This window comes from Streptomyces sp. BA2 (assembly GCF_009769735.1).
In the GTDB taxonomy this organism is placed as follows: Bacteria; Actinomycetota; Actinomycetes; order Streptomycetales; family Streptomycetaceae; genus Streptomyces.
Map to the genome: position 1 here is coordinate 7881124 of NZ_WSRO01000002.1, position 22774 is coordinate 7903897.

General features: G+C 71.4%; 19 protein-coding genes and 1 tRNA gene. 12 read left to right on the forward strand and 8 right to left on the reverse strand.

Annotated elements, in window-relative coordinates:
• The first annotated feature begins 74 nt into the window (after window positions 1-74).
• The 3 genes from E5671_RS37985 to E5671_RS37995 all read left to right on the forward strand — a co-directional run bounded on the left by E5671_RS37985 (window position 75) and on the right by E5671_RS37995 (window position 5158).
• The gene (locus tag E5671_RS37985) at window positions 75-1499 is read left to right on the forward strand and encodes an SDR family NAD(P)-dependent oxidoreductase (RefSeq protein WP_160508637.1); all 1425 of its coding nucleotides are present in this window, start codon (window positions 75-77) and stop codon (window positions 1497-1499) included.
• A gap of 155 nt (window positions 1500-1654) precedes the next feature.
• Window positions 1655-1730 (forward strand) — tRNA-Trp (locus E5671_RS37990).
• Between the two features lie 74 nt (window positions 1731-1804).
• Window positions 1805-5158 carry a hypothetical protein gene (locus E5671_RS37995; protein WP_160508639.1) on the forward strand — a complete coding sequence of 1118 codons (3354 nt, stop codon included), beginning with the start codon at window positions 1805-1807 and terminating at the stop codon, window positions 5156-5158.
• Between the two features lie 66 nt (window positions 5159-5224).
• On the opposite strand, the gene E5671_RS38000 is transcribed toward E5671_RS37995, so the two are convergent.
• The 4 genes from E5671_RS38000 to E5671_RS38015 all read right to left on the reverse strand — a co-directional run bounded on the left by E5671_RS38000 (window position 5225) and on the right by E5671_RS38015 (window position 11162).
• A complete protein-coding gene (locus tag E5671_RS38000; protein ID WP_160508641.1) occupies window positions 5225-6196 on the reverse strand; it encodes an acyl-ACP desaturase in 972 nt (323 codons plus the stop codon).
• A gap of 182 nt (window positions 6197-6378) precedes the next feature.
• On the reverse strand, window positions 6379-7155 hold the full coding sequence (gene ddaH / locus E5671_RS38005; protein WP_160508643.1) for a dimethylargininase: 777 nt from the start codon (window positions 7153-7155) through the stop codon (window positions 6379-6381).
• A 73-nt stretch (window positions 7156-7228) separates the two neighbouring features.
• A complete protein-coding gene (locus tag E5671_RS38010; RefSeq protein ID WP_160508645.1) occupies window positions 7229-9520 on the reverse strand; it encodes an ATP-binding cassette domain-containing protein in 2292 nt (763 codons plus the stop codon).
• A gap of 10 nt (window positions 9521-9530) precedes the next feature.
• Complete coding sequence (locus E5671_RS38015) at window positions 9531-11162, reverse strand: ABC-F family ATP-binding cassette domain-containing protein (RefSeq protein ID WP_160508647.1); 1632 nt, start codon at window positions 11160-11162, stop codon at window positions 9531-9533.
• Between the two features lie 312 nt (window positions 11163-11474).
• Between E5671_RS38015 and E5671_RS38020 the strand changes: the two genes are divergently transcribed.
• Window positions 11475-12155: a GOLPH3/VPS74 family protein gene (locus E5671_RS38020; protein WP_160508648.1), complete on the forward strand. Its 681-nt coding sequence runs from the start codon at window positions 11475-11477 to the stop codon at window positions 12153-12155.
• Between the two features lie 21 nt (window positions 12156-12176).
• Here E5671_RS38020 and E5671_RS38025 read toward each other — a convergent pair whose 3' ends face one another.
• Window positions 12177-12593, reverse strand: coding sequence for an SsgA family sporulation/cell division regulator (locus E5671_RS38025; protein ID WP_160508650.1), 417 nt, complete (start codon window positions 12591-12593; stop codon window positions 12177-12179).
• 171 nt (window positions 12594-12764) lie between these two features.
• Here E5671_RS38025 and E5671_RS38030 point away from each other — a divergent pair, with 171 nt between their 5' ends.
• Window positions 12765-13940, forward strand: a complete 1176-nt coding sequence (locus E5671_RS38030; protein WP_237330327.1) for a WD40/YVTN/BNR-like repeat-containing protein — start codon at window positions 12765-12767, stop codon at window positions 13938-13940.
• On the opposite strand, the gene E5671_RS38035 is transcribed toward E5671_RS38030, so the two are convergent.
• A complete protein-coding gene (locus tag E5671_RS38035; protein ID WP_160508652.1) occupies window positions 13885-14181 on the reverse strand; it encodes a YciI family protein in 297 nt (98 codons plus the stop codon). The genes E5671_RS38030 and E5671_RS38035 overlap by 56 nt on opposite strands.
• A 215-nt stretch (window positions 14182-14396) precedes the next feature.
• On the opposite strand from E5671_RS38035, the gene E5671_RS38040 reads away from it, so the two are divergent.
• Together E5671_RS38040 and nfi are read left to right on the forward strand one after the other, a co-directional pair.
• Window positions 14397-14999 carry a hypothetical protein gene (locus tag E5671_RS38040; RefSeq protein ID WP_160508654.1) on the forward strand — a complete coding sequence of 201 codons (603 nt, stop codon included), beginning with the start codon at window positions 14397-14399 and terminating at the stop codon, window positions 14997-14999.
• Between the two features lie 56 nt (window positions 15000-15055).
• Window positions 15056-15808 carry a deoxyribonuclease V gene (nfi, locus tag E5671_RS38045; RefSeq protein WP_160508656.1) on the forward strand — a complete coding sequence of 251 codons (753 nt, stop codon included), beginning with the start codon at window positions 15056-15058 and terminating at the stop codon, window positions 15806-15808.
• Here nfi and E5671_RS38050 read toward each other — a convergent pair.
• Window positions 15780-16991 carry a saccharopine dehydrogenase family protein gene (locus tag E5671_RS38050; RefSeq protein WP_160508658.1) on the reverse strand — a complete coding sequence of 404 codons (1212 nt, stop codon included), beginning with the start codon at window positions 16989-16991 and terminating at the stop codon, window positions 15780-15782. The two genes, nfi and E5671_RS38050, sit on opposite strands and share 29 nt — an antisense overlap.
• A gap of 84 nt (window positions 16992-17075) precedes the next feature.
• Between E5671_RS38050 and E5671_RS38055 the strand changes: the two genes are divergently transcribed.
• Entirely contained in the window at window positions 17076-17462 is a 387-nt protein-coding gene (locus E5671_RS38055) for an MmcQ/YjbR family DNA-binding protein (RefSeq protein ID WP_160508661.1), read from the forward strand.
• 28 nt (window positions 17463-17490) lie between these two features.
• Here the strand turns inward: E5671_RS38055 and E5671_RS38060 are convergent, their stop codons facing one another.
• A complete protein-coding gene (locus E5671_RS38060) occupies window positions 17491-17940 on the reverse strand; it encodes a DUF523 domain-containing protein (RefSeq protein ID WP_160508663.1) in 450 nt (149 codons plus the stop codon).
• A 144-nt stretch (window positions 17941-18084) separates the two neighbouring features.
• On the opposite strand from E5671_RS38060, the gene E5671_RS38065 reads away from it, so the two are divergent.
• Genes E5671_RS38065 through E5671_RS38080 form a run of 4 tightly spaced genes read left to right on the forward strand, consistent with a single transcriptional unit; the run spans window position 18085 to window position 22705 of the window.
• Window positions 18085-19242: a CaiB/BaiF CoA transferase family protein gene (locus E5671_RS38065; protein ID WP_160508665.1), complete on the forward strand. Its 1158-nt coding sequence runs from the start codon at window positions 18085-18087 to the stop codon at window positions 19240-19242.
• A complete protein-coding gene (locus E5671_RS38070; protein WP_160508667.1) occupies window positions 19242-20267 on the forward strand; it encodes an LLM class F420-dependent oxidoreductase in 1026 nt (341 codons plus the stop codon). Before E5671_RS38065 ends, E5671_RS38070 begins: the two co-directional genes overlap by 1 nt.
• Before the next feature lie 17 nt (window positions 20268-20284).
• A complete protein-coding gene (locus E5671_RS38075) occupies window positions 20285-21427 on the forward strand; it encodes an acyl-CoA dehydrogenase family protein (RefSeq protein ID WP_160508669.1) in 1143 nt (380 codons plus the stop codon).
• A gap of 57 nt (window positions 21428-21484) precedes the next feature.
• The gene (locus E5671_RS38080) at window positions 21485-22705 is read left to right on the forward strand and encodes an acetyl-CoA C-acetyltransferase (RefSeq protein ID WP_160508671.1); all 1221 of its coding nucleotides are present in this window, start codon (window positions 21485-21487) and stop codon (window positions 22703-22705) included.
• Window positions 22706-22774: the final 69 nt, after the last annotated feature.

Consider the following 22774-nt stretch of genomic DNA (forward strand, 5'->3'; position numbering starts at 1 on the left):
TGTGTGGTTACGCGGATACGCTGGTCCGGATCCGGCCGGGACCACGATCCGGCGGAACGGGCGGGGCGGGACGGATGAGTGAGAGCGGCGGGATCAGCGAGGTGATCAGCGAGGTGATCGGCGAGGCGGACCTCGCGGTCTTCCACGACGTGGTCGGCAGGCTCCGCGAGCTTCCGGTCGACGACCCGGTGCGGCTGCGGGCCGAGCAGGTCGCCGCGTCCTTCGCCCGCGACGGACGGCTGCGCAGGCGCAAGGCGCGCGGGGCCGAACTCTCCGCCGCCGACGCGGCGGTGATGGCCGCCACCGCCACCGGGGCCGACGACCGCCGTGAGGACGCGCCGCTGGTCGGCGAGGCCTCGACGGGCCCCGCCGGGGTCTTCCGGCGGCCCCGGCCCTGCTATGTCTGCAAGGCGTCGTATCGACAGGTCGACTCCTTCTACCACCGGCTCTGTCCCGACTGCGCGGGCGACAACCGTGCGCGGCGCGCGCTGGCCACGGATCTGAGCGGGCGCCGTGCGCTGCTCACCGGGGGTCGCGTGAAGATCGGCTTCCAGCTGGCCCTGATGATGCTGCGCGACGGCGCCGAACTCCTGGTCACCAGCCGCTTCCCGCATGACACGGAGCGGCGCTTCCGCGCTGTGCCCGGCAGCGAGAAGTGGCTCGACCGGCTCACCGTGCTCGCCGTCGACCTGCGGGACCCACGCCAAGTCATCGGCCTGTGCGATGAGTTGCGCCGAGAGGGTGAGCCGCTGGACATCCTGGTCAACAACGCGGCGCAGACGGTCCGCCGGCCGCCCGAGTCGTACGCGGCCCTGGCGGCGGGGGAGTCGGCGCGGCTGCCCGCCGGGGCCCGTGGCGCGCCCGGGTTCCGGCCGATGGGGGCGGCCGCGGGCACCATCGCGACGCGGGGCGCGCTCGGTCTCGTCCTGCGCAAGGCCGTCCTGGGCGAGGCCGTCCTGCCCGAGGCCGCTGCCCTGCACGCGGCCGACGAGGCGGGCCTGCTGCGCGATCCATCGCCGGAGAACTCCTGGTCCGCCAGGCTCGGCGACCTCGACCCCGCCGAGGTCCTGGAGACCCAGCTGGTCAACGCGCTCGCCCCGGCGCTGCTCTGCGACCGGTTGCTGCCGCTGCTGCTCGCATCGCCGCGCCCCCGCACGTACATCGTCAACGTCACGGCGGTCGAGGGGCGCTTCGCGGTCCGCAACAAGACGGCCGGGCATCCGCACACGAACATGGCCAAGGCCGCCCTGAACATGCTCACGCGCACCAGCGCGGCCGAACTCGCCGAGCGGGGCGTGCACATGTGCGCCGTCGACACCGGCTGGATCACCGACGAGAACCCCGCCCCGAAGAAGGACCGCATCGCCGACGCGGGCTTCCGCACGCCCCTCGACGTGGTGGACGGCGCGGCCCGGATCTACGACCCCATCGTGCGGGGCGAGGCGGGTGCGCCGGTCTCGGGGGTGTTCCTCAAGGACTACGGGGAGGCGGAGTGGTGAAGGTTCTGGCGGGGCGCCCGAGTTGGTGGACCTTGCTGGGCGGTGCGTTGACCTGCGGGCCGGTGGGGGTTGGTCGCGCAGTTCCCCGCGCCCCTTGCGGGGCGCTGTGCCCCGCCCCGAACTTCACGTAGCCGGCGGCTATGATCTGCCCAAGGGCGGGGTCGTAGCGCAGAGGCAGTCGCGGCGGTCTCCAAAACCGGAACACGCTGGTTCGAATCCAGCCGCCCCGCCCCTCAGCAGTCGGCAATCCCGCGGCCTCGGCAATTCGCTGTCCCCCGACCGGTCCCGCCAGGCAGAATCCGCGCATGGCACAGCCCGACAAGACCGCCGCCCGCTACCTGCTCTCCGACCTCGACCCCCTGCCGTACCCGCGACGGCTGCGGGAGATCGCCGAGAGTGCCCGGGACTTCGCGGGGCGCGGCGCGCTGCGGTCCGTCCTAGAAGAGCTGGAGAGCGGCGGCCCGTACGAGCGCGGGGTCGCCATCCTGCTGGCCTGCGCCGGGAGGGACGCCGAGTGGACCGGGGCGCGGCTCGCCGACCCCGACCCCTTCGTGCGGGGGCACGCGCTGCGGGCCGCGGAGAGCCATGGCGTTCCGGACACGGCGTTCGAGGCAGCGCTCGACGACGCTTCCGAAGCGGTGCGACGGCAGTTGCTGCGGGCGATCGTCGCCGAGGGCCGCACCGCGCTTGCCGATCGCGTCATCGGCCCGCTGCGGCAACAGTGGGGTGACGTCGAGGCGGCCAGGCTGCTGCCCGGCTGCTCGGGCCCTGTGGTGCAGCGGCTGCTGCCGGGGCTCTTCCATGCCGTACGGGGGTGGCGGCCCTTGGCGAAGAGGCACGCGGGTGTGCTGCTCGATGTCGCGGTACGCGAGCTCGCAGCGCTGCCCGACGCGCTGCGGGACACGTGGTGGCAGCGGTACGCGGCAGGGATCGCCGCCGTTACGGACGCGGAGCCGGTGCGGGTGCTCGACCTGCTGGAACGGTTCTCTCCCAGCGCTTTCCCGGTCCAACTGCGCCCGCATCTGGGTGTATTGGCTGACGCGGCACCGGGGCGCGTCCTCACGATCCTGTCCGGGACCTGGGGGTGGCCGCTGCGCCGCAGTGGCGCGCTCACGTCCTCCGTGCTGCACAAGCTCGCCCGCTCGGGCGCTCCCGAACTCCTCACCTACGCCCGCACCATCGCCGACGACTCCGACGACCTCGCCCGGCTGATGCGCGCCCACGCGCCCGCGGAGCGCGCCGCCGTCCACGCGCGTGCCGTAGAAGGGCGCGGCGCGGGGTCCGCCACCGTCGACGGAGTCATCCTCGGCGCGCTGCCCCGCAGTGCCGTCGCCGAAGAGGCGCGGCGGATGGCCGGGCGGGCCAAGGAGCAGGGCGCGCACTGGAGTTCCGTGCTGCTCGCCGAGTCCTTCCTGCCCTGCGCCGAGGTGCGCGACCGCCTGGTGGCAGCGACCCGGCGCCCCGCCGCCGATGACCGCGCCGAGGCGTGGCCGCTGCTCGTCCGCAATGCGGCACGGTCCGGCGAGAGGGCCCAAGTCACCGCCGTACTCGCGGAGATGACCCGGCTCGCGAACGAGCAGGACCCGGTGCGGTCCGCCGCCCTGACCGCGCTCGCCGAGACCCGGCCCGCCCTCTTCGGAGTCGACGCCGAACCGCTCCTCGACCGGATCTCCGCCGACGCCGTCGCGGCCCGCGACTCCTCGCACGCCACCCGCGGCGGCCTCAGCCGCCTGGCCGTCGCCGTACTGCGCGAACACGCGGCGGGCGGGCAGCGGGAGTTGGTGAACTGGGCACTGCGCACCCTCGTCCGTATCTCCGGCAACACCGGCGGCGCCGACCTCGGACGCCTCGACCGCACCCTGCGCCGCGGCCAGGAGCACGACGTCTTCGATGCGCTGCGACCCTGGATCGAGGCGGGCGCGGAGAAGGCCGACTACAGCCTCGCCTTCGCGCTGGCCCGGGCGGTCGGCCGACGCGCCGCTGGGATGAGGGAGCTGCAGGAACTCCTGTGGCAGGCCATCCGGTTCGGCAGCAACGCGACGGTGTCGAGGGCGATCGACCTGTGGCTCGAACCGCCCGCGACCCGCGATGAACGCGTCGCCCGCGTCCTGGCACAGGATCCGTCGACGGGCGTGCTCACCCCGGTCCGCTCCGTGCTGTGCGCCCGCCGCACGGACCTGCTCGACCAACTCCTGACCGGCACGCCGCCGTACGGGCGGTTCCTGACCAAGGGCGCGGCCTGGACCGTGCCCGCCTACGCCCAGCAGATCCGCCGCTGGCTGCCACGTCAACAGGAGGCGCTGGCACGGCAGTTGGAACGGGCCGCCGGTGACGCGGGTCTTCCGCAGTGGGATCGCGCCGCGGCGATCGCACGCGGCGCGGCCGTTCCCGGCGCGGGGGAGGAGCTAGTCCGCCGCTGGGCCGGATCACCCGACATCGTGCTCGCGGAGGCGGCCATCGGCGCCCTCGCGCACACCTCGCGGCCCGGGGACACGCTGCCCGAGCTGCTCGCGCACGCGGGGGGTGAGCGGGCCCGGGTCGCGGTGTACGCGGCGACGCAGGCGTCACGTCATGTCGCACCGTCCCGGCTCGCGGCACAGTTGCGGGAGGTCCTGTGCGGGCCCGGCAAGAAGGTGACGAGCCGCAAGGAGGCCGCGCGTCTCGCCGCCGTACGGCTGCCCGCGCCCGAGGCGGCGTCGTTGCTCGGCGATGCCTACGAGGCGCCGGACGCCCACCGTGACGTACGGGCGGCGTGTGTCGCCTTCGCGGGCGGGCTGCTCGGTGAGGAACGGGTGTGGGGGCTGCTGAGGGACGCCGCAGGGGGCGAGGCGGTGCTGCGGACGGCGGTGCTGCGGGTGCGGCCCCTCGACCTGGCGGAGGGACACCGGGAGCGGTACGCGTGCCTCGTGCGCGAGGTGGTGGGAACGGACGACGACGAGGCGGCCGCCCTCGCGCTCGCCGCGCTCGCCCGATGGGCCCCGTGGTCGCCGGACGCGGCTTCGGTCCTCGCGGATGCGGTCGCGGATCTCGACCGGCGGTCCACGTGGCAGGTGGCCGCGCGGGGGCTCGTGGCGGCGGCGGCGACCGCGCCGCGGGGCGCAGAGGCGTTGTGCGGGGCGCTGGCGGCGCTGGCGGATTCCGATGCGCCTGTGCCGCAGGACCGGGATCTTCCCGCGCGGCGGCGGATCGAGTACGTGGCGCAGACGCTGGCAGACGCCGACGAGGCGTACCGGGCTGTTGCACTCCGCGCGGGCGAGCTTCTTGCCGGGTACGGGGATTTCGTGCCGCAGGCCGCTGAGCTGCTGGCCGGTGCGGTCGCGCTGGACGCGGAGCCCGCTGAGGTGGCTCGGGCCCTGTTTCGGCTCGCCCGGCTGCACGAGGGGCGTCCCGCGCTGGCGGTGCGGACCGCCGCCACGCTGGGGGAGTACCTCGGCGACTCGGAGCGAGCGGGGGAGACGGCCCCGCTGCTGCCCGTCGCCCGCATCCTCACCGAGGACGGCGGCCACGCGTCGGGTCTCTTCGCCGTGGCGGCGGTGGAAGCCCTGGGCGAGCGGACGGACTGGGCGGGCCGGTGGCGGGATGTACTCGTGTCCCTGCGGGGTCACGGCGTCCCGGACGTACGGGACGCGGCGCTGGCTGTCTGCACGTCGTACGAGTGACGTTCTGTCCGGTGGGTGGGTTTTATCCCACCCACCCACCCGATCACCCCGCAGGGGCAGGGTGCCCTACTTCCCCCGAGCAGCCATCCGCGCCTTGCGAGCAGCAAGCTTCTCGTCGAACTTGGCGGCCTCGGTGTCGAGCCCGTTCATGTACAGACCGAGCTCCTCCTGCGCCTTGAGACCCTCGGGGCCGAGCCCGTCGATTTCCAAGACCTTGAGGTAGCGCAGGACGGGCTGGATCACGTCGTCGTGGTGGATGCGCATGTTGTAGATCTCGCCGATCGCCATCTGCGCGGCGGCCCGCTCGAAGCCGGGCATGCCGTGTCCGGGCATCCGGAAGTTGACCACGACGTCGCGCACGGACTGCATGGTCAGGTCGGGGGCGAGCTCGAAGGCCGCGCCCAGGAGGTTGCGGTAGAAGACCATGTGCAGGTTCTCGTCGGTGGCGATGCGCGCCAGCATGCGGTCGCAGACCGGGTCGCCCGACTGGTGGCCGGTGTTGCGGTGCGAGACGCGGGTCGCGAGCTCCTGGAAGGCCACGTACGCGACCGAGTGCAGCATCGAGTGGCGGTTGTCGGACTCGAAGCCCTCGGCCATGTGCGCCATGCGGAACTGCTCGAGCTTGTCCGGGTCCACGGCACGCGAAGCCAGGAGGTAGTCACGCATCACGATGCCGTGGCGGCCCTCCTCGGCGGTCCAGCGGTGCACCCAGGTGCCCCAGGCGCCGTCGCGGCCGAAGAGGGATGCGATCTCGTGGTGGTAGCTGGGGAGGTTGTCCTCGGTCAGGAGGTTGACGACGAGGGCGATCTTGCCGATGTCGGTGACCTTGGACTGCTCGGGCTCCCAGGCCTCGCCGTCCTCGAAGTAGCCGGGGAAGTTCCGGGCGTCGGAGAACGGCACGTACTCGTGCGGCATCCAGTCCTTCGCCACCTTCAGGTGGCGGTTGAGCTCCTTCTCGACCACTTCTTCCAGGGCGAACAGCAACCGGGCATCGGTCCAGTCGTCCGTGCTGCCGAGATGAGGAGAGGTGATCGTCACGGGGGCTCCAGGGGGACGGGAGTTTTTTTACGGATTACGTGCGTAGGGGTTACGCGATAGCACGAGCGGGTGCTATCTACCTACGGTCTCGTAGGTTACGTTGCCGTAGGTTAAGCGCTCCGTAAAGTGCTTGCGACAGCGGGGCCCATGTGCCCCTCTCGCCTCAGTCGCCCCAGGACTGGTCAGACGTACAACCCCCTGAGACGCACTGAGAGGCATGTCACACAGCCTTCGAGCTTCTCGAACTCCCGAATATCCACCACGACGGGATCGAAACCGAGATCCGCGAGCAGCTCCGCGCTCTTCGGCGCGCTCGCTGCCATCAGCAGCTTCGCGCCGCCGAGCAGCACCACGTGGGCCCCGGACTCCTCGGGTACGGGCAGGAAGCGCGGGAAGAGCGAAGGGGAGTCCACGAGCGGCGGGTGGCCGATGACCGTGCCGTCCGACAGCGCCGTCACCGCCGACTTCAGATGCAGGACCTTGCTGACGGGGACGGCCACGACCCGCGCCCCCAGCGGCTCGAAGACGGCCCGCAGCTGCCGGACGCCGGCGGCGTTCGTGCGCCCGCCACGCCCTACGTAGATCGTGTCGTCGATTTTGAGGATGTCGCCGCCGTCCAGCGTGCCCGGCTCCCACACCCAGTTCACGGAGGCGCCGAGCCGGGCCACCGCCTCCTCCACGGCGGCCGTCTCCGCCCGCCGGGACTCGGCGCCGGGCCGGGCGATCAGCGCCACGTTGCGGAAGACGACGACCGTGTCCTCGACGAAGACCGAGTCCGGGCAGTCGTCGGCCGGCTCCACCTCGACCGTCTCCCAGCCGTGCGCCCGCAGCGCGTCGGCGTACGCCTCCCACTGTTCGATGGCGAGCCCGGCGTCCACCGGGGTGCGCTCGACGTGCGTGACCAGGCCTTCGGCGAGACGCGGGCTCGGACGGCGGATCAGCGCTTTCCTGCTGGGCACGGCTGGGTCTCCGTAGGTGCGGGAGTGGTGGGGCGCCCGGTCCGGCGGGGACCGGATCAAGGCGCTGCCGCCATCATGCAGCGTGCGAGGGCTCCAGGCCCAGGTCTCGTCGCAGATGCGCGGCGGTGAACGATCCTTCCGCGTCGATCAGCTGCTCCGGAGTGCCCTCGAAGACGATCCGGCCGCCGTGCTTGCCGCCGTCGGGGCCGAGGTCGATCACCCAGTCCGCGTGCTTGACGACCTGGAGGTTGTGCTCGACGACGATCACGGTGTTCCCCGCGTCGACGAGGCGGTCCAGGAGGGCGAGCAGGCCGTCCACGTCCGCCATGTGCAGACCGGTCGTCGGCTCGTCCAGGACGTACGTCGTGCCGGTGCGGTGCAGTTGCGTGGCGAGCTTGATGCGCTGCCGCTCGCCGCCCGACAGGGTGCTCAGCGGCTGTCCGAGCGTCAGGTAGGTGAGCCCCACGTCGTGCAGGGCCCGCAGCCTGCGCCGCATGGCCGTGTCGTCGACCGCGGTGAGGAAGTCGAGGGCGCCGTCGGCCGTCATGTCGAGCACATCGGCGATGGAGCTGCCGCCGACGGTCAGCCGGAGCACCTCTTCCTTGAAGCGGCGCCCCTCGCACGCCTCGCAGGTCGTCGTCACCGGATCCATGAACGCGAGGTCGCTGTAGATGATCCCGCGCCCCTGGCAACTCTCGCACGCGCCATGGGAGTTGAAGCTGAAGAGCCCGGCCTCCTTGCCGGTCTCGCGCGCGAACAGCTTGCGCAGCGAATCCATGATCCCGAGGTACGTCGCCGGGGTCGAGCGGCCCGAGATGCCGATGCTCGACTGGTCCACGACCACGGCGTCCGGATGCTCGGCCACGAACGCCCCCGACACCAGCGTGCTCTTGCCCGAGCCCGCGACGCCCGTCACCGCTGTGAGCACCCCCGTCGGCACGCGCACGCTGACGTCCTTGAGGTTGTGCAGATCGGCGCCCTTGACCCACCGCCCGCCGATGGCCTCGCGCGGGCTCTCCTTGATGCCGGTGGAGCGCCGCAGGTGCCGGCCGGTGAGGGTGTCGGCGCGCCGAAGCTCGTCCGGTGTTCCCTCGAAGACGACCAGACCGCCGTCCGTGCCCGCCGCCGGGCCCATGTCGACGATGTGGTCGGCGACGGCGATCACGTCCGGGTCGTGCTCGACGACCAGGACAGTGTTCCCCTTGTCGCGCAGGCGCAGCAGCAGGTCGTTGAGCCGCCCCACGTCACGCGGGTGCAGGCCGACGCTCGGCTCGTCGAAGATGTACGTCATGCCGGTCAGGCTCGAGCCGAGGTGCCGCACGGTCTTCAGGCGCTGCCCCTCGCCGCCGGACAGCGTGGACGTCTCGCGGCCGAGGCTGAGGTAGCCGAGCCCGATGGCCTCGATCCGTTCGAGCGCCGCCACCGCCGCCGACGCGATCGGTCCCGCCACCGGGTCGTCGATCGGCTCCAGGGCCGCGATGAGGTCGGTGACCTCCATGCGCGAGCAGTCGGCGATGTTCATGCCGCCGATACGGGTGGCGAGCGCCGCCTGGTTGAGCCGCGCCCCGTCGCAGGCGTCGCACTCGCCCTCGACGAGGAAGCGCTGCACGAGGTCGCGGGTCTTCTGGGAGAGCGTCGACAGATCGCGGTTGAGGTAGAGCCGCTCGAAGCGGTCGGCGAGCCCTTCGTAGTCGATGTCGCGCGCGCCGCCGGTGTTGTCGACGTTGACCTTGCCGCCGTGCTTTCCGCCGCGCATGAGGAACTCCCGCTCCCGCGCGGTGAACCGGCCCACCGGCTTGTGCGTGTCCAGGTCGGGGGTGTTGGTGTACGTCTGGCCCTGCCAGGTTCCCGCGGCGAACGGCGGGAAGAGGATCGCGCCGTCCGCCAGGGACTTGGCGGGGTCGAGGATGCGGTCGTAGTCGGGCCGCACGGTCTTGCCGAGGCCGTGGCACCGGGGACACATGCCCGACGGGTCGTTGAACGAGTACGCGGTGGCCGGACCGGCACTCGGTGTGCCGTGCCGCGAGAACAGCACGCGCATCACCGAGTAGATGTCCGTCATCGTGCCCACCGTCGACCGGGAGTGGCCGCCGATCGGCCGTTGGTCGACGACGATCGCGGGCGAGAGGTCCTCGATGGTCTCCGCGTGCGGCCGCTCGTACTTCGGCAGCCGGTTGCGGACGAACCACGTGAAGGTCTCGTTCAGCTGACGCTGCGACTCGACCGCGATCGTGTCGAACACGACCGACGACTTCCCCGACCCCGATACGCCGGTGAAGACGGTGAGCTGGTCCTTGGGAACGCGCAGGCTCACCTCCTTGAGGTTGTTCTCACGGGCTCCTGTGATGGTGATGTATTGGTGCATACACGCGAAGCTAGCCAAAATACCCGACAGCTTCTGTCCTGATTTCCTTGATTTCTCCGTCCAGGAGCAGCCAGCGTGTGATGCCGATCGACTCCAGGAACGGCACGTCGTGACTGGCCACGATCAGCGCCCCCTCGTACGACTCCAGGGCCGTGGCGAGCTGCTTCACGCTCGCCATGTCGAGGTTGTTCGTCGGCTCGTCGAGCATCAGGAGCTGCGGCGCGGGCTCCGCGAGCAGCAGCGCGGCGAGCGCCGCACGGAACCGCTCGCCGCCCGACAGGGTCGCCGCACGCTGATCGGCTCGCGCCCCCTTGAACAGGAAGCGGGCCAGGCGGGCCCGGATCCTGTTGTTGGTGGCGTCGGGGGCGTAGCGTGCCACGTTCTCGGCGACGGTCCGCTCCTCGTCGAGCACGTCGAGCCGCTGGGGCAGGAAACGCAGGGGGACGTGCGCCCATGCCTCACCCTCCACGGCCTCCAGCTGTCCGGCGATCGTCCGCAGGAGCGTGGTCTTGCCTGCGCCGTTGCGGCCGATCAGAGCGACCCGCTCGGGGCCGCGCAGCTCGAACTCGCCCTGTACGCGCGCTCCGTAGCGCAGGGACAGCTCGCGCAGGGTGAGCACGGTGCGGCCTGGCGGGACCGCGGTGAACGGCAGGTCGACGCGGATCTCGTCGTCGTCCCGCACCGCCTCGACGGCGTCGTCCAGGCGCTCCTTCGCCTCGCTGAGCTTCTCCTCGTGCATGATGCGGTGCTTGCCCGCGGACACCTGGGCCTGGCGCTTGCGCTCGCCCATGACGACCTTCGGCTCGCGCTTGGTGTCCCACATCTTCTGGCCGTACCTTTTGCGACGGGCCAACTTGACCTGGGCGTCGGCCAGTTCGCGTTTCTGCTTCTTCAGGTCGGACTCGGCGACGCGCACCATGCGCTCCGCCGCTTCCTGTTCGGCGGCGAGCGCCTCCTCGTACGCGGAGAAGTTGCCTCCGTACCACTTGAGCTCTCCGTCCCGCAGGTCGGCGATCTGGTCGACCAGATCGAGGAGTTCACGGTCGTGGCTGACCACCACCAGGACCCCCGACCAGGCATCGACGGCCGCGTACAGGCGCCGACGGGCGTACAGGTCGAGGTTGTTGGTGGGTTCGTCGAGCAGCAGCACGTCGGGCCGGCGCAGCAGCAGCGCGGCCAGGCGCAGCAGCACGGACTCGCCGCCCGACACCTCGCCGGTGGTGCGGTCGAGGCCGATGTGGCCGAGGCCGAGCTGATCGAGGGTCGCCACGGCGCGCTCCTCGACGTCCCAGTCGTCACCGACCGCCGCGAAGTGCTCCTCGGCCACGTCGCCCGCCTCAATGGCGTGCAGGGCGGCGCGAGTTGCCGCGATGCCGAGCACCTCGTCGACGCGCAGACCGGTGTCGAGGGCGACGTTCTGCGGCAGATAGCCGATGTCACCCGCGACGTGGACGGCGCCATCGCTCGGCGTGAGTTCACCGGCGACGAGTTTCAACAGGGTTGACTTTCCTGACCCGTTGACGCCGATGAGGCCGGTCCTGCCGGGGCCGAAGGCCACCTGGAGCCCGTCGAAGACACCGGTGCCGTCCGGCCAGGTGAAGTCGAGCGACGTGCACGTGATGGAAGTGGGGTAAGTAGACATGTGGTCCTCGCGGTTGCGTGAGATGAAGCGCGGTCAGGGGCAACGCGTTTCGGGACACCGCGGGGCGCGACAGCAGGACGGGAGCAGCGTCGTCACAGGAGGCGAGGGCAGAAAAACGGGCCCTGCGTCAGGGGGACGGCTCATGCGCCGAGGTCGCACGCTACGCACACGGACGAGCCGTGTGACGCGGTGACTCCAGACCTCAGACGAGCAACGTCCTACTCCTATCGGCGACAACAGAACCGCTATACACCGTAGGGTGCGCCCCGGCGACTGTCAACGATTTATCGTGACCGCGGACAAGGAGGCCTCATGCCTTACGGCTCGCTCTCGCTGCCGACCCGGATCTTCCTGCTGGCCTGGGACACCGGTCGGAACAGGATCGCCGGCGCACCGGAGCTGCACTACGCGGTGCGGGCCTGCGCGCTCGCGGAGCTGGCCCAGCGCGGACTCGTCTCGGACGTGGACGGCATCGTCACACCGGTCTTCGGCGCACGCACCGGAGACCCGGCACTCGACGGGCTCCTCGAACTCATCGAGGAGTCCCGGCCCCGCAAATGGAACGGCTGGATCACCCACAAGTCCCGCTACTCCATGGACAGGGTGCGCGACCAGCTGGCATCCGAGGGCTATCTGCGGACGGAGCGCACCCGGGTCTTCGGGATCTTCCCCTCCCGGCGGTACGAACTGGAGCGCGCCGGATACGTCGAGGTCCTGCACGCCGAGGCGCTCGCGGTCCTGCGCGGTCCGGTGCCGGTCTCCGAGGTCCACGCGGGCGACGCGGCCCTGGTGGTGTGCGCGGCGACGGGCAAGCTGCGCGCCGTCATCTCGGGCAAGGACCGCAGGCAGTACAAGGACCGGCTCGACGCGCTCACCGACCGGAGCGGGGCCCCGGCCCCGGAGCTCCCCGAGCTGATGCGGGGGCTGCGCAAGGCGCTGGCGTCGGCGGTGACGTACGCGGAGGCGGCGAGGTCGGGCGGCGGGGGTGGCTGAGGGGGTCGGCAGGGGGCCCGTTCAGCAGGCGTCCCGCATCAGATCGGCGAGGTCCTGGTCCAGGTCGACGTACAGATGCTCGTCGCCCGTGGGCACCAGGGCCAGGGAGCGGTCCAGGAAGCGGCGCAGCTCGCCGGTGCGGATGTGGACGATCGCCGTGCCCTCGGGGGCGTGGAACTCCACGACCGTGCGGTCGAAGCCGTACGGCCGCACGCGGACGTCGCCGTCGCCCACCGCCTGTTCCATGCCCTGCGCGAGCAGCTCACGGGCGAAGGTCCAGTAGACCTCGATGCCCTCCAGGGTCGCCGGGGCGGGGAAACTCATCCGGACGGCGAACGGATCGCTCCGGTCGTAGTGCAGTGTCGCGGGAATGGTCGACATCCGCGGTGCGGCGGCGACGAGGCGGGCCTCTACGGCTTGGTCGATGCTGGTGGACAACGCCTGCTCCCTCACTGACAGCTGGACTACTCGGGTCGGCACTTGGATAGACGTCGGAATGACGGAATCCGTGCACGCGAACACGGAGTGACCTCGGTCACCGCGCGCTCTTCACCGTCTTCACAGAATTCCCGGAAGGAATCCTTCGTTCCGGTGGTAACTTCGCCCGCCATGAAGTCCTTGGGGAAGACGAGGAGGGCGCGGTCCCTGGGCCGTGCGGTGTCGGTGGGACTGTGCGGGGCGGCTCTCGCCGCGACGGCACTGGCCGCACCCGGGCTCGCCCAGGCGGCCTCCGGGGAGCAGCCGCAGCGGGGTGAGGGCTGGGACCTCAAGGACAGCGGCACCGACGCGCGCTTCCGCGGTCTCGCCGCAGTCAGCAGAAGTACCGCCTGGGTGGCCGGCGCGAAAGGCACCGTGCTGCGCACCTCGGACGGCGGCCGGCACTGGCGGAACGTCTCCCCGCCCGGAGCCGGAGAGCTGGAGTTCCGGGACATCGAGGCCTTCGACGGCCGCCGGGCGGTGGTCCTCGCCATCGGCGAGGGCGAGGCCTCGCGGGTCTTCCGCACCGCGGACGGCGGAGCGACCTGGACGGAGTCCTTCCGCAACACCGACCCCAAGGCCTTCTACGACTGCATGACGTTCTTCGACCGGCGCCACGGCCTCGCGATGAGCGACCCGGTGGACGGCAAGTACCGCATCCTGTCCACCGCCGACGGCGGCCGCTCCTGGAAGGTCCTGCCCAGCGACGGCATGCCCGCCGCGCAGGAGGGCGAGGCGGGCTTCGCGGCCAGCGGCCAGTGCCTGGTGAGCTCCGGCTCCCGCGACGTGTGGCTGGCCACGGGTGGAGCGCCACGCGCGCGTGTCCTGCACTCCGCCGACCGCGGCCGCACCTGGACGGCCACGGACGCGCCGATCCCGGCGGGCGACCCCGCGCGCGGCGTCTTCGGTCTCGCCTTCCGCGACCGTACGCACGGCATCGCGGTCGGTGGCGACTACCGCGCCGACCAGCCGTCTTTGAAGGCGGCGGCCACCACCGGCGACGGCGGCCGCACCTGGACCACGGCAGCCGAGCCGCCGCCCGCGTACCGCTCCGGGGTGGCCTGGCTGCCGGGGAGCCGCAGGGGCGCGCTCGCCGTCGGGCCGGCCGGCACGGACGTCACGTCGGACGGCGGCCGCACCTGGCGGACGGTCGACCCGGGGTCGTACGACACCGTGGACTGCACCCGGGACCGGGCCTGCTGGGCGTCCGGCGAGAAGGGCCGGATCGCGCGCTGGGAGCGGGACCAGGGCCTCAGGGCAGCTGCTGCCGATAGGGGGCGAGTGCCGGGGCCGTCTTCGTGGCGATGAACTCGGTGATGCGGTACTCGCAGACCTCCGCGAGCACGAAGGGGTCACTCGCCGCGATCTTCTCGATGGCCGCACGGTCGTCGGCCACGGCCAGGATCACGCCGCCGTCGCGCGGGTTCTTGCGCCCGGAGGCGATGAAGACGCCCTGCGCGTACAGCTGGTCGAGCCATGCGACGTGGGCCTCCAGCTCCTTGTCGACGGCGGACACGGGCGCGGTGTAGGTCAACTCGAGAACGAACATGATCGCGAGGTTACCGCCGCGCGCCGCCATGTGCGGTCAGGGGCCGGGGTGTTCGCTTCGTCCCGTATCCGTAGCAAGTGTGAACGTGCGAGGTGTGCACGGTGCGGAATCGCCTCGACCACTTGCGTAGTCGCCCCTTATGCTGACCGCTCAACCGGCCGCGCTACGGGGTGAATTCGTGCTGCGCGCCGGCCCATTTCTGTCTGGAGTTCACTTTGCTGTACAGGAAGACCGCTTTGCGCGTTGCCGCACCCGTGGCCGTGCTCGCCCTCGCGCTGACCGCCTGCGGTGGCGGCGACAAGAAGGACTCGGCGGACAAGCCGAAGGCCGGGGCGAACGAGCCCAAGGCCAAGCCGAAGCCCGAGTCCGGCGGCGAGCTCGGCACCGGCGAGAGCGCCACCGGCAAGGTGAAGGAGGGCGACGCCTCCGTCACGTACGAGATCACCGCGCAGAAGGTCGAGCTGGGCACGGAGGCCGACACCAAGAAGATGGTGTCGGACCCCAAGGAGGCCAAGGGCCTTGTCCCGGCCATCTCCTACGTGAAGTACACGCACAAGTCCGGTGCGCCCCTCAAGGAGACCCCGGACGCCAACGACGGCACCACGATATGGGCGGACGGGCAGCGCGGCACCCTGGTCATCGGCGCCGCCGACGACGCGCCGGGCTGTGAGGACCCCTCGTCCATCGAGGGCTGGAAGCAGGGCGAGACCCACGTCCTGTGCGACACCTACCTGGTGCCCAAGGACGCGAAGGACCTGGAGATCCACTGGGCCGAGGAGGACGGCGAGCCGTTCATCTGGAAGTTCGCGGCCAAGTAGCGCACCGCCGGGCGGGCGGGGTGGGAGAAGGCCGAAGGCCTAGTCTTGACCGCACCATGACGACCCACGCCGCCGCCCACGCCGCCGCCCACGCCGCCACCATCGCGCACATCCCCGCCGACTGGCCCGCCGACGAGCCGACCGCACGCGCCGTCCAGGACGGACTCCGCGCGCGGGTCGTCCTCGACGAAGCGGGCCCTGAGCCGGGCACGGGACACGTCACGGGAGTCGACGTCGCCTACGACGACGAGCGCGACATCGTGGCCGCCGCGGTCGTCGTCCTGGACGCCGCGACGCTCGACGTCGTCGAGGAGGCCACCGCGGTGGGCCGCGTGGCCTTCCCGTACGTGCCGGGCCTGCTCGCCTTCCGCGAGATCCCCACCGTCCTCGCCGCCCTGGGGGCGCTCGAAGCCGCCCCGGGCCTCGTCGTCTGCGACGGCTACGGCATCGCGCACCCTCGCAGGTTCGGCCTCGCGAGTCACCTCGGCGTCCTCACCGGGCTGCCCACGATCGGCGTGGCCAAGAACCCCTTCACGTTCACGTACGAGGCTCCGGACGCGCCGCGGGGGAGCGCGGCGCCGCTCATGGACGGAGACGAGGAGATCGGCCGCGCCCTGCGCACCCGCGAGGACGTCAAGCCGGTCTTCGTCTCCGTCGGCCACCGCGTGAGCCTGGCCAACGCCTGTGCCCACACGCTCCGTCTCACCCCGCGCTACCGCCTCCCGGAGTCGACGCGCCGCGCGGACGCCCTGTGCCGCGCGGCGCTGCGCGAGGCGACAGCTACCGCGACGCCGCCACCCGGAAGCTGAGCCCCGCCGCCGTCAGTCGCGCCGTCAGCGCGTCACCCATCGCCACGGCGGTGGTCACCTGCCCGGCGACGTCCGGCAGGCCGTCGTCGAGGGCCAGGCACAGGGCCGCCTCGCCCAGCATCTTCGCCGTCTCGTCGTAGCCCGGATCGCCGCCCGAGACCTCCGTGAACACCCGCTTGCCGCCGCCCTCGCCGACGAACCGCACGGAGAACCAGCTCTCCGCGCGCCGCTGCTCGCTCGGCCCATCGCCCGGCTTCAGGCGCGAGGACAACCACCGCCGCGCGGGCGGCAGTTGAGCCGCGGCCACCAGCGCGCTGACGGCCGCCGCGCCGCCCACCGCGAACGGCAGGGTCTTCACCGCCGCGTAGTGCCGGTACCGGAAGTCGGGCCCGTAGCGCTCCAGCGCCCTGGCCGAGCGCTGCACGACCTGCGGGTCGATCGTCGGCAGGGGCAGAGCCCAGGCGCCGACCTCGCCCGCGTACCGGGGCGCGCTCGGTGGCGCGTACGCCTTGCGGTCGACCAGGCGCGGCTCGTGCCGCCGCCGGTCGCGCGCGGCGGTCAGCATCTGCGGTCCGCGCGCGAACTGGGCGAGCGCGGAGGCGAACGTGCCCCCGGAGAACGTCGCGTTGCTGCGTACGAAGCCGTCGACGCGTAGTGGCACACCCTCCGGGAGCTGCCGCACGGTGAAGTACGCGCCCAGGTCGTGCGGGACCGAGTCGAAGCCGCAGGAGTGCACGAGGCGCGCGCCCGTCTCGCGTGCGCGGGCGTCGTGCCGCACGTACATGAGGTCGACGAACTCCGGCTCCCCGGTGAGGTCCACGTAGTCCGTGCCCGCCTCGGCGCACGCGGCGACGAGTTCCTGGCCGTACTCGAGGTAGGGCCCGACGGTCGTGGCCACCACGCGCGCGTGGCCCGCCATCTCCCGCAGGGACGCCGGGTCCGCCACGTCCGCGCGGACGAGGGGGAGTTCCGCGCAGGCCGGGTGGGCTTCGGCGAGCTTGTCCCGCAGCCGCTTCAGCTTCCCGGTGTCACGCCCCGCGATCGCCCAGCGCAGCCCTTCGGGGGCGTGCGCCGCGAGGTACTCCGCGGTGAGCACGCCGACGAAACCGGTCGCTCCGAAGAGCACGATGTCGTACGCGCGGTCCGCCGCACGCTCCTTGCCGTTGCCGTTCTGACTGGTCATGGCACCTCTCTTCCCTGCACCCCGTGCCGATGTCGGTGGCCGAGGCTAGCGTGAGGAGCCGGATCGGTTACCAGGAGGTACCCCATGGCTGTCCCGAAGAGTGCCCTGACGAAGTGGGAACGGGTGCGCGGTTTCGCGCTCGGCATGCCGGGCGCCGCCGAGGAGTTCCCGTGGGGCGAGAGCGTCGCCAAGGTCAACAAGAAGGTGTTCGTCTTCCTCGGGACCGACGACGGCAGTTACCCCCTCGGGATCACCGTCAAGCTCACGGACGAGGCGGCACACGCCCATGCCCTGACGGCGCCGGGCGCGGAGCGCGCGGGGTACGGCCTGGGCAAGTCGGGCTGGGTGCGGGTCCCCCTGGAGGAGAAGGGCACCCCGGCCGCCGACCTGCTCTGCGACTGGGTCGAGGAGAGCTACCGCACGATCGCCACGAAGAAGCTGGTCGCGGAACTGGACGCCCGCGACGCGTGACGGACCGGACTGCCCTCCGGCAGGAGCCTCACGCCCCGGGCGCCGACCGCACGGTGATCCCGTTCCGCTCGAACAGCGCCGCCGTCACCCCGTCGCCCGACACCAGCTTCCCCTCGAACGACCCGTCGTGCACGAGCCCTCGCCCGCACGACGGGCTGCGTGGCATCAGGAGCGCCTCGGTACAACCCCCGCTCCGCGCGGCGACCAGGGCGCGCCGGGCACCCTCGATGAACTCGGCCGTCACGTCGTGGCCCGTGTCGTCGACGACACGGGCCGTGCCGTCGAGTACGTCATGACCGTCGCCGCCGACGAGCTCGGCAGGGCGGCGCGGTGTCGGCAGGCCGCCCGCCGCCTCCGGGCAGAAGGAGACGACCGCGCGTCCCTCCACCGCCTCGTCGACCTCGGGCGACGCCTTGTCGCGGCCGTCGAAACGGCAGGGCACCCCGCGTAGACACGCGCTGACCAGTACGGAATCCATGCGTCGAGGCTAAGCGCCGCGCTTGCTTCCCCGAAATTGCCTAAGCGCTTGCTTGCTAGGGTCTTGTGCGGAGTGGAACACGTTCTTAGCATCACTGGTGTTACATCAGTTGTGTCATAGCTGTGTCATAGCGCTGGGGGCTCAATGGCAGTGCCGGACAAGGGCGTTCACGGACCGCTCGCAGGCGTGCGTGTGGTTGAGCTGGCGGGCATCGGGCCTGGCCCGTTCGCTGCCATGCTCCTCGCCGACCTCGGTGCCGACGTCGTGCGCGTCGACCGACCGGGCGGCGGCGGTCTCGCGATCAACCCCGAGTACGACGTCACCAACCGCAACAAACGCTCCGTGATCGTCGACCTCAAGGCGACGGACGGAGCGGACCGCGTCCTCGACCTGGTCGACCGCGCCGACGTCCTCATCGAGGGCTACCGCCCCGGCGTCGCCGAGCGCCTCGGGGTCGGGCCGAGTGCCTGCCAGGCCCGCAACCCGAAGCTCGTCTACGGACGGATGACAGGGTGGGGTCAGGAGGGCCCGCTGGCCCAGCGCGCCGGGCACGACATCGCGTACATCGCGATCACCGGCACCCTCGGCATGATCGGCAACCCCGGTGAGCCGCCCACCGTCCCCGCGAACCTCGTCGGCGACTACGCGGGCGGCTCGCTCTACCTCGTCGTCGGCATCCTCGCTGCCCTGCACCACGCCCGTGCCACCGGCGCCGGGCAGGTCGTGGACGCCGCGATCGTCGACGGCACCGCCCACCTCACGTCGATGATCCACGGCATGCTCGCGGCCGGCGGCTGGCAGGACCGGCGCGGCGCCAACCTCCTGGACGGCGGCTGCCCGTTCTACGGCAACTACGAGACCGCCGACGGCGGTTACATGGCCGTCGGCGCACTGGAGCAGCAGTTCTACGACGAGTTCATCGAGCTGCTCGGCCTCGCGGACCAGGCGCCCGCCCGCAAGGACCTCGCCCGCTGGGGCGAACTGCGCGAGGCGGTCGCCGCCCGCTTCAAGGAGCGGACGCGCGAGGAGTGGACGGCCGTCTTCGAAGGCTCCGACGCGTGCGTGGCGCCCGTCCTTTCGCTGTCCGAGGCCCCCGGCCACCCCCATCTCGCTGCCCGCGGCACCTTCGTCGACCACGGCGGCATCACCCAGCCCGCCCCCGCGCCCCGCTTCTCCGCGACGCCGACTCACGTCCGCGGCGGTCCCGCCCAGCCGGGCGCCGACACCGAGGCCGTGGCCCGCGACTGGGACGTACCGGCCCTCGTCCAGCAGTCCGGCACACCCACGAAGGAAGACGACTGATGCAGCTCTCCGCACCTCTCGCCTACGCGGGCGACCCGCGCCAGGCCGCCGACGACGTCGCGGCCCTGGAGTCCGCCGGTCTGGACGCCGTCTGGGTGGCGGAGGCGTACGGCTTCGACTCGCCCACCATCATGGGCTACCTGGCCGCGCGCACCGAGCGTATGAAGATCGGCGCCGCGATCCTCAACGTCTACTCGCGCACCCCGGCCCTCATCGCCCAGACTGCCGCCGGGCTCGACGCGATCTCCGGCGGGCGGGCGATCATCGGGCTCGGCGCCTCGGGCCCGCAGGTCGTCGAGGGCTGGCACGGAAAGCCCTACGACAAGCCCCTGGCCCGTACCCGCGAAGCCATCGAGCTGACCCGCCGCATCCTGCGCCGCGAGGTCATCGACCACCACGGCATCACGGACATGCCGCTGCCCGAGGAGAAGGGCGGCAAGCTGGGCAAGCCGCTCAAGATCCTCACCAGGCCGGTGCGTTCGGAAGTGCCTCTGTACGTCGCTTCCCTGGGCCCCGCCAACGTCCGGATGACCGCCGAGATCGCCGACGGCTGGCTGCCCACCCTCTTCATCCCGGAGAAGGCCCACCAGGTGTGGGGCGCTCCGCTCGCCGAAGGCAAGGAGAAGCGCGATCCGGCGCTCGGCCCGTTGCAGACGGTCGCGGGCGGACTGCTCGCCATCGGTGACGACGCGGCGGCCGTACGGGATATGGCCCGGCCTCAAATCGCCCTCTACGTAGGCGGCATGGGCGCGCCGGGGAAGAACTTCTACAACGACCTCGCGGTCGCGTACGGCTACGAGAAGGAGGCCAAGCGCATCCAGGAGCTGTATCTCTCGGGCAAGAAGAAGGAAGCCGAGGCCGCCGTCCCGGACGAGTTCTGCGAGCTCATGTCGCTGTGCGGACCCGAGAGCTACGTCCGTGAGCGTGTCGAGGCCTTCCGCGAGGCGGGCGTCACCATGCTCAACGTCATTCCCGTCGGCCCCGAGCCGGCCAAGTTGATCGAGACCGTCAAGGGCTGGCTCTAGGGTCCAGGAGGCCGTACGTGAAGCGACAGATCTTTACCGCCGAACACGAGGCGTTCCGCGAGACCGTCCGCACCTTCCTGACCAAGGAGGTGCTGCCCCACTACGAGGAGTGGGAGAAGGACGGCATCGTCAGCCGTGACGCCTGGCTCGCGGCGGGCAAGCAGGGGCTGCTCGGGCTCGCCGTGCCCGAGGAGTACGGAGGGGGCGGGAACGCCGACTTCCGCTACAGCGCGGTCCTCGCCGAGGAGTTCACCCGCGCGGGAGCTTCCGGGCTCGCGCTCGGCCTGCACAACGACATCATCGGCCCGTACCTGACCTCCCTGGCCACCGAGGACCAGAAGCGGCGCTGGCTGCCCGGCTTCTGCTCCGGCGAGATCATCACGGCCATCGCGATGACCGAGCCGGGCGCGGGCTCCGACCTCCAGGGCATCCGCACCACCGCCACGGACCAGGGCGACCACTGGCTGCTCAACGGCTCCAAGACGTTCATCTCGAACGGCATCCTGGCCGACCTCGTCATCGTCGTCGCCAAGACCTCCCCCGAGGGCGGCGCGAAGGGCCTGTCCCTGCTGGTCGTCGAGCGCGGCACGGACGGCTTCGAGCGGGGCCGCAACCTCGACAAGATCGGCCAGAAGTCCCAGGACACCGCCGAGTTGTTCTTCAACGACGTACGCGTCCCCAAGGAGAACCTCCTCGGCGAGCTCGACGGCGCGTTCATCCACCTGATGACGAACCTCGCGCAGGAGCGCATGGGCATCGCCGTCGCGGGCATCGCCGCCGCCGAGAACCTCCTGGAGATCACCACGGCGTACGTCAAGGAGCGCGAGGCCTTCGGGCGTCCGCTCTCCAAGCTCCAGCACATCCGCTTCGAGATCGCCGAGATGGCCACCGAGTGCGCGGTCACCCGTACGTTCCTCGACCGCTGCATCGTCGATCACGCGAACGGGGAACTCGACGCCGTGCACGCCTCGATGGCCAAGTGGTGGGCCACCGAGCTGCAAAAACGCGTCGCCGACCGCTGCCTGCAACTGCACGGCGGATACGGCTACATGACCGAGTACCGCGTCGCCAAGGCCTTCACCGACGGCCGCATCCAGACGATCTACGGAGGTACGACCGAGATCATGAAGGAGATCATCGGCCGCTCCCTGCTCGCCTGAGCCCGACCGACCCTCATCTTCAAAATCTTCAAAGTTCTTATGCGAAAGGCTGCTGTCTTGACCACCGAAGCGTACGTATACGACGCGATCCGCACCCCGCGCGGACGCGGCAAGGCCAATGGCGCCCTGCACGGCACCAAGCCGATCGACCTCGTCGTCGGCCTGATCCACGAGATCAGGGCGCGTTTCCCCGACCTGGACCCGGCGGCCGTCGACGACATCGTCCTCGGCGTCGTGGGCCCCGTCGGCGACCAGGGCTCCGACATCGCGCGCATCGCGGCCATCGCCGCCGGTCTTCCCGACACCGTCGCGGGCGTCCAGGAGAACCGCTTCTGCGCCTCGGGTCTGGAAGCGGTCAACATGGCAGCGATGAAGGTGCGTTCGGGCTGGGAGGACCTCGTCCTCGCGGGCGGCGTCGAGTCGATGTCGCGTGTCCCGATGGCCTCGGACGGCGGCGCCTGGTTCGCCGACCCGATGACCAACTACGAGACGGGCTTCGTGCCGCAGGGCATCGGCGCCGACCTGATCGCCACCGTCGAGGGCTACTCCCGGCGTGACGTGGACGAGTACGCCGCCCTGTCCCAGGAGCGCGCCGCGGCGGCCTGGAAGGACAGCCGCTTCGAGAAGTCCGTCGTGCCGGTCAAGGACCGCAGCGGCCTGGTCGTCCTTGACCACGACGAGTACATGCGGCCGGGCACCACCGCCGACTCGCTCGCCAAGCTGAAGCCGTCCTTCAAGGACATCGGCGACCTCGGCGGCTTCGATGCCGTCGCGCTGCAGAAGTACCACTGGGTCGAGAAGATCGACCACGTCCACCACGCGGGCAACTCCTCCGGCATCGTGGACGGCGCCGCGCTCGTCGCCATCGGCAGCAAGGAGGTCGGCGAGCGTTACGGCCTCGCGCCGCGCGCCCGGATCGTCTCCGCGGCCGTCTCCGGCTCGGAGCCGACCATCATGCTCACCGGTCCGGCGCCCGCCGCGCGCAAGGCGCTCGCCAAGGCGGGTCTGACCATCGACGACATCGACCTCGTCGAGATCAACGAAGCGTTCGCGGCGGTCGTGCTTCGCTTCGTCGAGGACATGGGCCTGTCCCTGGACAAGGTCAACGTCAACGGCGGAGCGATTGCGTTGGGCCATCCCCTGGGCGCGACCGGGGCGATGATCCTGGGCACGCTGGTGGACGAGCTGGAGCGGCGTGACCTGCGGTACGGGCTCGTGACGCTCTGCGTCGGCGGCGGGATGGGGATCGCCACGATCGTGGAACGAGTTTCCGGCTAAGCGCCGGTGGGGCTGTGTCCGTCGCCGACTGCAGGTGCGTTGTGGCTGGTCGCGCAGTTCCCCGCGCCC

What these genes read in the sequence shown, in the direction of transcription:
- E5671_RS38060 (WP_160508663.1), bottom strand. Translation starts at nt 17,940, where the DNA reads ATGGATTCCGTACTGGTCAGCGCGTGTCTACGCGGGGTGCCCTGCCGT.
- E5671_RS38050 (WP_160508658.1), bottom strand. Translation starts at nt 16,991, where the DNA reads ATGACCAGTCAGAACGGCAACGGCAAGGAGCGTGCGGCGGACCGCGCG.
- E5671_RS38020 (WP_160508648.1), top strand. Translation starts at nt 11,475, where the DNA reads ATGCCTTACGGCTCGCTCTCGCTGCCGACCCGGATCTTCCTGCTGGCC.
- E5671_RS37995 (WP_160508639.1), top strand. Translation starts at nt 1,805, where the DNA reads ATGGCACAGCCCGACAAGACCGCCGCCCGCTACCTGCTCTCCGACCTC.
- E5671_RS38010 (WP_160508645.1), bottom strand. Translation starts at nt 9,520, where the DNA reads ATGCACCAATACATCACCATCACAGGAGCCCGTGAGAACAACCTCAAG.
- E5671_RS38055 (WP_160508661.1), top strand. Translation starts at nt 17,076, where the DNA reads ATGGCTGTCCCGAAGAGTGCCCTGACGAAGTGGGAACGGGTGCGCGGT.
- E5671_RS38065 (WP_160508665.1), top strand. Translation starts at nt 18,085, where the DNA reads ATGGCAGTGCCGGACAAGGGCGTTCACGGACCGCTCGCAGGCGTGCGT.
- E5671_RS38035 (WP_160508652.1), bottom strand. Translation starts at nt 14,181, where the DNA reads ATGTTCGTTCTCGAGTTGACCTACACCGCGCCCGTGTCCGCCGTCGAC.
- E5671_RS37985 (WP_160508637.1), top strand. Translation starts at nt 75, where the DNA reads ATGAGTGAGAGCGGCGGGATCAGCGAGGTGATCAGCGAGGTGATCGGC.
- E5671_RS38030 (WP_237330327.1), top strand. Translation starts at nt 12,765, where the DNA reads ATGAAGTCCTTGGGGAAGACGAGGAGGGCGCGGTCCCTGGGCCGTGCG.
- nfi (WP_160508656.1), top strand. Translation starts at nt 15,056, where the DNA reads ATGACGACCCACGCCGCCGCCCACGCCGCCGCCCACGCCGCCACCATC.
- E5671_RS38070 (WP_160508667.1), top strand. Translation starts at nt 19,242, where the DNA reads ATGCAGCTCTCCGCACCTCTCGCCTACGCGGGCGACCCGCGCCAGGCC.
- E5671_RS38015 (WP_160508647.1), bottom strand. Translation starts at nt 11,162, where the DNA reads ATGTCTACTTACCCCACTTCCATCACGTGCACGTCGCTCGACTTCACC.